This is a genomic window from Leeuwenhoekiella sp. NPDC079379, assembly GCF_044542075.1.
GTDB lineage: Bacteria > Bacteroidota > Bacteroidia > Flavobacteriales > Flavobacteriaceae > Leeuwenhoekiella.
The window spans coordinates 1-5729 of the sequence record NZ_JBITTU010000015.1 but is presented as its reverse complement, the minus strand read 5'-3'; the positions used below and the strand labels follow the sequence as shown (position 1 = coordinate 5729).

Genomic DNA, 5729 nt, shown 5'->3' with positions numbered 1-5729 from the left:
CTTACCAGTCCGACTCTTGCCGGGATTGACCCTTTAAATTCCCTGAACCCTGCAAACATAGCCAGTATTGAAATCTTAAAAGATGCTGATGCTACCGCTATATACGGTTCCCGTGGGGCAAACGGCGTGATCCTGATTACCACAAAAAAGGGATCCAAAGGCAAACAGGAAACTCAGTTTGAGGTACACGTTTATCGAGGAGCCGGTAATGTACCCCGCAAGCTCAACCTGATAAACACGCAGGATTATATCAATCTTAGGGAAGAGGCTTTTGCTAATGACGGGGCAACCCCTACGCAGACTAATGCTCCTGATTTGGTACTTTGGGACTCGCAGCGGTATACCGACTGGCAGGAAAAACTTTTTGGAGGTACTGCACAAACCACCGGGGTTAATCTAGGGGTTAGTGGGGGTAGTGAGACCACGCGATTTAATCTAGGGCTGGGTTATCAACAAGAGACCGCTGTATTTCCCGGGGATTTTTTATACAACAAGTTTACGGCAAATTTGAACCTGAGTCATAACAGCCGTGATGATCGCTTTAGCGTGCAGTTTAATACCAGCTTTGGTAGTGACCGCAACCGGCAGTTTGACGGCAGCAGCTTTGTAAGCACAGGATTATCCCTAGCTCCCAATGCACCTGAAGTGTATGGGGAGGATGGGGAACTCAACTGGGAAGACTCAAGCTGGACCAATCCCTTCTCAACCCTATACCGGGAGAGTGAAGCTCAGGTGCAGCAGCTGATCAGCGGTCTGTCGCTGTCGTATGCCATCACTCCTAAACTTGAAGTTAAACTCAATACAGGATATACCCTGTTAAACAGTACTGAAATCGTAAAACAGCCCATTCGCTTTTACGATCCTGCGTTGAGGCCCAATGTACGTGCCCGTTCCCTGCATATAGATGCCAACCGCCAATCCTGGATCGCCGAACCCCAAATCAATTACAGTAATAATTGGGACGATCTGGAAGTAAATGCTTTGGCGGGTGCCACCTTTCAGCATCGGGAGAACACTGGACTCAATATTGTGGGTACAGGCTATTCCAACGAGCAATTATTGGGCAATCTGGCTGCCGCACAACAAGTGGTGGTGACCGATAATACTACACAGGAATATGCCTACGCAGCAGCTTTTGGGCGTATCGGTCTGAATTATGCCCGCAAATACTACCTCAATCTTACCGGACGCCGGGATGGGAGTAGTCGTTTTGGCCCGTCAAGGCGTTTTGCCAGTTTTGGGGCCGTAGGTGGGGCGTGGATCCTGAGTGAAGAAAACTGGATGCAAGGTTTAAAACCCGTACTATCATTTACCAAATTACGAGGGAGTTATGGTTCAGCCGGAAGCGATCAGGTAGGGGATTATGGGTATTTAGACACCTATTCTGCCACTCCGGGAGGGGGAGGACTGTATCCTACCCAACTTACCAATCCCGCGTTCTCCTGGGAGCGAAATCGTAAGTTAGAACTGGCGCTTGATCTGGGCTTTTTTAAGGACCAAATACGATTGAGTACCAGTTGGTACCGCAATCGCTCGTCTAATCAACTGGTAGGCTATAACCTGCCTGCTCTAACCGGTTTTACCAGCGTACAGGCCAATCTGGATGCCACGGTTGAAAACACAGGCTGGGAGTTTGAAGCTTCCACCAATTTAAATACCGGTCGCTTTAGTTGGCAGGCCTCGATGAATTTGAGTATTCCTCGAAACCGGCTGGTATCCTTCCCGGGCCTTAAAGAGAGTTCGTATGCCAACACCTACAAAGTGGGGGAGTCCCTGAACATTCAGTTTCTCTATGATTATACTGGGGTAGACCCGGAGACGGGTTTATACACGGTTGTGGATGTTAATGAAGACGGGGTGTACAACTTTGACGACCGCGTGGTAGTAAAAGACCTTACCCGAAGTCTCTTTGGAGGCTTTCGTAACCAGTTTACCTACGGGCGGCTTGGCCTTGATTTTTTATGGGAGTTTGTCATGCAGGATGGGCAGCAGTACTACTCCACAGCTGCGCCGGGCAGATTTGGTTCTATACTGCAGGAAGATTATGACCGACGTTGGCAAAACCCCGGAGATGTGGCAGAAATACAAAAGGCTTCGCAAGGAGTAAGTGCCCTGCTGGCTAATTTTAGATATCAAACCAGTGACATAGTATATACGGACGCTTCCTTTTTAAGACTGCGTACGCTGGGACTTAGCTATGAGCTTCCCGCTGAATACCTGTGCTTAAACTCGTGCATTTTGTTTTTACAGGGGCAGAACCTGCTCACCTTTACAAAATACCGAGGTCTTGACCCACAATCACCAGGTATCACTTTGCCTGCCCTACGTATAGTAACCGCAGGCCTTAAACTTAATTTTTAATCTGTTATGAACATGTATTTAAAAACCTATAAAACTCTCTTGGGTTTACTGGCCTTGTTGTTGATAGGCGCCTGTGAACCTTTTGTAGAAGTTGAAGTACCCAATGATCGCATCACCAGTTTTACCGTATTTAGCGATGATGCGACAGCACGCGAGGCGATGGACGGAGTTTATATCCAATTGTTTAATACGGCCTTTGCAGCAGGGGGGAACCAAAGTGTTAGTTTTCTGGGCGGGCTTTCTGCTGATACCTATACCTTAACCAATACGGTACCTGAGATGGAAGCCTTTGCCGGACACCAACTGGAAGCAACCAACCGCCTAAATCTGGCCTTGTGGTCCGGCGCCTACAACACGATCTATATGTGTAATGCGATTCTGGAGGGGGTTGCTGATAATAGCAGTTTAAGTCTGGAAACCCGTGCTGCTTTGGAAGGCGAATCCCTGTTTATACGGGTCTTTGTGTATTTCTACCTGACCAATTTATATGGGGATGTACCCCTGATTACACAAACGGATTACATGGTCAATGCCCTTAAACCTCGAAGCCCGCAAGAAGAGGTCTACGATCTCATTCTCGAAGATTTAAACCGGGCAGCTGAACTATTAGATACCCGCTATCCTGATAACGAAAGGACCCGGGCGAATCGTTTTACAGCTTTGGGCCTGCTGGCACGGGTACATCTGTATCTGGAAAACTGGGAGCAGGCCGAAACCTACAGTAGTGAAGTCCTGGCCGCTACTGATCTTTACGAGTTGTCTGAAGATTTAAATGCGGTGTTTTTAGCGAACAGTAGGGAAGCACTCTGGCAGGTATCACCCGAGGGCTGGGGAGGAACCTTTATGCATACCCGGGATGGCAATCTGCTGATCCGCATCACCCCAATGGGAAGCCCGGTTATCATGAATGAAGCTTTCGTGCAGAATTGGGAAGCCGGTGATTTAAGGGAGGCCAACTGGATTGGGAGTTTGACCAGCGGTAATGAGACCTATTTCTATCCCTATAAATACAAGATACGCTATGATGCCAGTGGTGGGGCCTTTACCGAATACTCCATGGTTATGCGCCTTGCAGAGCAGTACCTGATACGGGCAGAAGCCCGTACGCAGCAGGGTGAATTGGAACAGGCAGTAACCGATCTTAATGCGATCCGGCAGCGGGCCGGTGTGGAGCCCTTGAATTTTACCACAGCACTTACCCGGGAACAGCTATTGCAGCAGGTTATGGAAGAACGCTACAAAGAGCTTTTTAGCGAATGGGGGCATCGCTGGTTGGATTTAAAACGTAACGAGCAGGCTCTGGAAGTGCTGGAAGGAGTACAGGAAACCGATTTACTGTACCCCATCCCCGAAGCCGAAATCTTAAAAAACCCTAATCTGACTCAAAATGCAGGATATTAAACTTTTAAAACTAATGAATCTCTTTAGCCTGTTCAGGCTGTTATGGAGCTGTTTCTTGCTTGGCAGTCCTTTTACGTATGGGCAAACGCAAGCAGATACTGTAGAAACGGGTACCCGAAGCGGAACCTTAGCTAACGGCATGCGGTATGTAATCCATTCCAAAGAAGCGTGGCATGGGCAAACGGTATCCATGAATTTTTATGTGCATACGGGTTATCATATGGAAGAGGAAGGGCAAACCGATATGGCCCATTTTATGGAGCACTTGCCTTATAGTGTCTTAAGGGAAGAAGCCGCAGCAAAGCCGGGAGTTTTATTGGAAGCCATACAAGCTCAGGAACTACCACTGCAAGCTGGTACAAATATGGAATATACCGTATATTTTTACTCTTTTAATAGTTTAGAATCGGAAATATATACTACCGGCATTCAATTTTTCAAGCGGCTTCTAGCAGGTGAGTTTACGCCTGATCCTAAAATCGTAAAAGCTGAACAAGGCAGTTTTTATCAGGAATATATACATAGAAATGGTGCTAACACTTTTGAGAGGAAACGCATCTTAAACAAGATTTCAAATGCTATTACAACACCTGTATACCCTGAACGCTATTATTCCCACATAAAAGCTTTTAATTGGCAGCAAGTGGAATCCTTTTATAAGGATTGGTATAAGCCGGATCGCGCTACTTTGTTGATGGTTGGGCCTATAACTGATCTGGATGAAGCAGAACAGAATATCGTTCAGTATTTTGAGGGCCTTGAGAATCACACTTCGAAAGAAGTTGAAAATTATAAAACTGAATATTTAAACCGCCCTAATCAGTATGTGAAATTGGAACAGTATGAGGAAGGAGAGTACAAAAGCAGAGAAACTGTAATGCATTTGTTTTGGAGGAATACATTGCCTTCGAAACAGACTTCTAAAGCTCTCCTGCAAAAATGGATGCATGAATTGGTGTATGATCTTATTGGAGATCATCTGCGTCAAATACCAACTACCTATGCCCGGCATTATTCACTGGGTCTTGACAAAGGTAGCGACTTACCTGCCTTGGGTCTTGAGCTTACTTGTTTTACCGGTAGGGAGTGGGAGTCTGTGCAGGAAGTGGCAACAGCACTCAATCAGCTTAAAGTACAGGGAATTACAGAAGTAGTTTTCCAAAAACAGAAGCAGAATGTACTGGATGCTCTAAATCGAAAAGATACGAATGCTCTGGGAGCAGTATTACGTACTTATGATCAACGGATGCTGGCAGAAGAATCTTTGGAATTTGATCAGCTCGGTTTAAAGAAGCACTGGTTAAACCAGCTGTCCTATGATACTGTAAATTCGGAGTTAAAAGCCTTTTTACGAACTGGGCCACATGATATAGGGATTCTGGCTCCTAAAGGTGCTGCTGTATTGAACTTGAGTGAGGCTGAGTTTCGCAGCTGGCTTCAGGAGAATGAAAGTGGTGGTACGCAATCGGACGAGCTGCGTGAAACTCAACTGATACCCGATTCCCTAATCGCCCGATTGCCTCGTGTTACTTCTCAAGATTTGGGTAGTGATGCTTTAGGAGGACATGTGATACAATTAGGAAATGGCGTGCGGGTTGTGCTTTACCCTCAGGAGGGTACCCCCTTAAAGTTACACGGCTTTCGGGAATTGGGCGCCCAAAATCTCAAGGACAAAGACCATACAAATGCCTATTTGGTGCCGGAATGGGTTCAAACCAGTGGTATAGGGTCTTTTACGCAATTTGAGTTACAGCGCTTATTTACTGATCTGGGAATGATTTACGGGAGGGCGTTGTATGTAAATGATGAGGAATGCGGGATACACCTGAAGGCACCGCTCGTACGTCTTGAAACTCTTTTACAACTTGCTCATCTATACCTGTCAAACCCGCGAGAAGACCCAGCAGCCTTTAGGTATTGGCAAGAGGAAGAATTCTTTTTTTATAAAAGACCACCTTATGGTAGGG

General features: G+C 46.4%; 3 protein-coding genes. All 3 read left to right on the top strand.

Translation table 11 applies throughout. From position 1 onward, the window contains the following. Window positions 1-2361 (top strand): SusC/RagA family TonB-linked outer membrane protein (locus ACIGAM_RS17320; RefSeq protein ID WP_396512736.1); only part of this gene is annotated, 2361 nt, incomplete at its 5' end. A gap of 6 nt (window positions 2362-2367) precedes the next feature. Further along, complete coding sequence (locus ACIGAM_RS17315; RefSeq protein ID WP_396512735.1) at window positions 2368-3762, top strand: RagB/SusD family nutrient uptake outer membrane protein; 1395 nt, start codon at window positions 2368-2370, stop codon at window positions 3760-3762. Beyond that, a partial coding sequence (locus ACIGAM_RS17310; protein WP_396512734.1) for an insulinase family protein occupies window positions 3749-5729 on the top strand: 1981 nt, incomplete at its 3' end. The genes ACIGAM_RS17315 and ACIGAM_RS17310, both read left to right, overlap by 14 nt.